The sequence below is a fragment of the Mesorhizobium sp. genome, from assembly GCF_024509055.1.
GTDB lineage: Bacteria > Pseudomonadota > Alphaproteobacteria > Rhizobiales > Rhizobiaceae > Mesorhizobium.
Map to the genome: position 1 here is coordinate 1 of NZ_JANINM010000226.1, position 2,901 is coordinate 2,901.

At 62.4% G+C, this 2,901-nt stretch carries 3 protein-coding genes; all 3 read left to right on the forward strand.

The features are described from left to right. Positions 1 to 227, forward strand: a 227-nt coding sequence (locus Q0L57_RS10890; protein WP_296742433.1) for a hypothetical protein, incomplete at its 5' end; no start/stop codon positions are given. Positions 228 to 340: 113 nt separating this feature from the next. Continuing rightward, on the forward strand, positions 341 to 667 hold the full coding sequence (clpS, locus tag Q0L57_RS10895) for an ATP-dependent Clp protease adapter ClpS (protein ID WP_296742438.1): 327 nt from the start codon (positions 341 to 343) through the stop codon (positions 665 to 667). A gap of 6 nt (positions 668 to 673) precedes the next feature. Then, the coding region (clpA, locus tag Q0L57_RS10900) for an ATP-dependent Clp protease ATP-binding subunit ClpA (RefSeq protein WP_296742435.1) at positions 674 to 2,901 on the forward strand (2,228 nt) is incomplete at its 3' end.

Sequence of the window (2,901 nt, forward strand, 5' to 3'; positions counted from 1 at the left end):
TATGCCGAGCTCGCCAAGGAAGCCTACAAGCCGTTCGAATCGGTCGTCGCCAAGGCGAAGTAATTTCGCCCGACTGCCTCTATAAGGGCTATTTGGCCCGTCGAATGAACCCGGTCGCGCATGCGCGGCCGGGTTTTTTCATGCCGGGCCGCAACCGCCCAAGCCTTGCCGCATTCACGATTGAGAAATTCGCTGAGGTTTGCCCACCTAGCCATATTGTCAGCTAAACAGAAGGGCTTAAAATCGTCCATCGAACACCTACATGTCGAACTCGCATGGGGATTCGAAAAGGCAGGACTACGTGACGATCGGTTTGACTGCCACGGCGAACGTGGTGCGAATGCAAAGTGACGGCGACCGCAACGACTCCGGTCGCGGCACGGCCGTCATCACGCGCACCAAAACCAAGACCAAGAAGCCCAGCCTCTATCGGGTCCTCATCCTCAACGACGACTACACTCCCATGGAGTTCGTGGTTCACGTGCTGGAGCGTTTTTTCCAGAAGGACCGCGAAGCCGCCACACGCATCATGCTGCATGTTCACAATCATGGAGTGGGCGAGTGCGGGGTTTATACATTCGAGGTGGCCGAGACCAAGGTGTCTCAGGTCATGGATTTCGCCCGACAGAATCAGCATCCGCTGCAATGCGTGATGGAGAAGAAGTGAGGTAACATGCCGGCTTTCTCCCAAGGCCTGGAAAAGGCGCTACATCAGGCGCTGACATTCGCCAACGAGCGGCATCATGAATATGCAACGCTCGAACACCTGCTGCTCGCGCTGATCGACGACACCGAGGCGGCCGCTGTCATGCGCGCCTGCAACGTCGATCTCGACGAGCTCAAGCACACCGTTCTTACCTACATCGACACCGAGCTCGATAACCTCGTCACCGGCTACGACGAGGACTCCAAGCCGACGGCCGGTTTCCAGCGCGTGATCCAGCGTGCGGTCATCCATGTGCAGTCGTCAGGCCGTGAGGAAGTCTCCGGCGCCAACGTGCTCGTCGCGATCTTTGCCGAGCGCGAGAGCCACGCCGCCTATTTCCTGCAGGAACAGCAGATGACCCGCTACGACGCGGTCAACTATATCTCGCACGGCATTGCCAAGCGCCCCGGCGCCACGGAGTCGCGCACGCCGCGCGGCGCCGAGGACGAGCAGGGCAACCAGAACGGCGCCGAGCCGCAGGAAGAGGGTGGTAAGAAGAAGCAGCAGGACGCGCTAACGGCCTACTGCGTCAACCTCAACAACAAGGCTCGGGCCGGCAAGATCGATCCGCTGATCGGCCGCGACAGCGAGATCAACCGCACGATCCAGGTGCTGTGCCGCCGCTCCAAGAACAACCCGCTCTATGTCGGTGACCCGGGCGTCGGCAAGACCGCGATCGCCGAAGGCCTTGCCAAGCGCATCGTCGAGGGCGACGTGCCCGAGGTGCTGCAGGACGCCACCATATTCGCGCTGGACATGGGCACGCTGCTTGCCGGCACCCGCTATCGCGGTGATTTCGAGGAGCGGCTGAAGCAGGTCGTCAAGGAACTCGAGGATTATCCGGGCGCCGTGCTGTTCATCGACGAGATCCATACGGTGATCGGCGCCGGGGCCACGTCCGGCGGCGCGATGGACGCTTCGAACCTCTTGAAGCCGGCGCTGTCTTCGGGCGCGATCCGCTGCATCGGTTCAACCACCTACAAGGAGTTCCGCCAATTCTTCGAGAAGGACCGCGCGCTGGTGCGGCGTTTCCAGAAGATCGACGTCAACGAGCCGACGATCGAGGACGCCATCGAGATCATGAAGGGCCTGAAGCCCTATTTCGAGGAGTTCCACAAGGTCCGCTACACCACCGAAGCGATCAAGGCCTCGGTCGAGCTGTCGGCGCGCTACATCAACGACCGCAAGCTGCCGGACAAGGCGATCGACGTGATCGACGAGACCGGCGCCTCGCAGATGCTGGTGCCTGAGGCCAAGCGCAAGAAGACGATCGGCATCAAGGAGATCGAGGCGACGATCGCCACGATGGCGCGCATCCCACCGAAGACGGTTTCGGCCGACGACGAGAAGGTGCTGCAGGGCCTCGACGTCGAATTGAAGCGCGTCGTCTACGGCCAGGACACCGCGATCACCGCGCTGACCTCGGCGATCAAGCTGGCGCGGGCCGGCCTGCGCGAACCGGAAAAGCCGATCGGCTGCTACCTGTTCTCAGGCCCGACCGGCGTCGGCAAGACCGAGGTCGCCAAGCAGCTTGCTGCCTCGCTCGGCGTGGAACTGATCCGGTTCGACATGTCGGAATATATGGAGCGGCACACGGTGAGCCGACTGATCGGTGCGCCTCCCGGCTATGTCGGCTTCGACCAGGGCGGCCTGCTCACCGACAGCGTCGACCAGCACCCGCATTGCGTGCTGCTGCTCGACGAGGTCGAGAAGGCGCATCCGGACCTGTTCAATATCCTGTTGCAGGTGATGGACCACGGCAAGCTGACGGACCATAACGGCAAGCAGATCGACTTCCGCAACGTGATCCTGATCATGACCACCAATGCGGGCGCTTCGGACGCGCAGCGCGCGGCCATCGGCTTCGGCTCGACCAAGCGCGAGGGCGACGACATCGAGGCGATCAACCGGCTGTTCACGCCGGAGTTCCGCAACCGTCTGGATGCGATCATCCCGTTCGGCTCGCTGCCTGTGCCGGTCATCCACCAGGTGGTGCAGAAGTTCGTCATGCAGCTGGAGGCTCAGCTCTCCGAGCGTGGCGTTACCTTCGACCTGTCGCCGGACGCGATCGCCTGGCTGGCCGACAAGGGCTACGACGAGCGCATGGGCGCACGCCCGCTCGGCCGCGTCATCCAGGAGCACATCAAGAAGCCGCTGGCCGACGAGGTGCTGTTCGGCAAGCTCAAGAAGGGCGG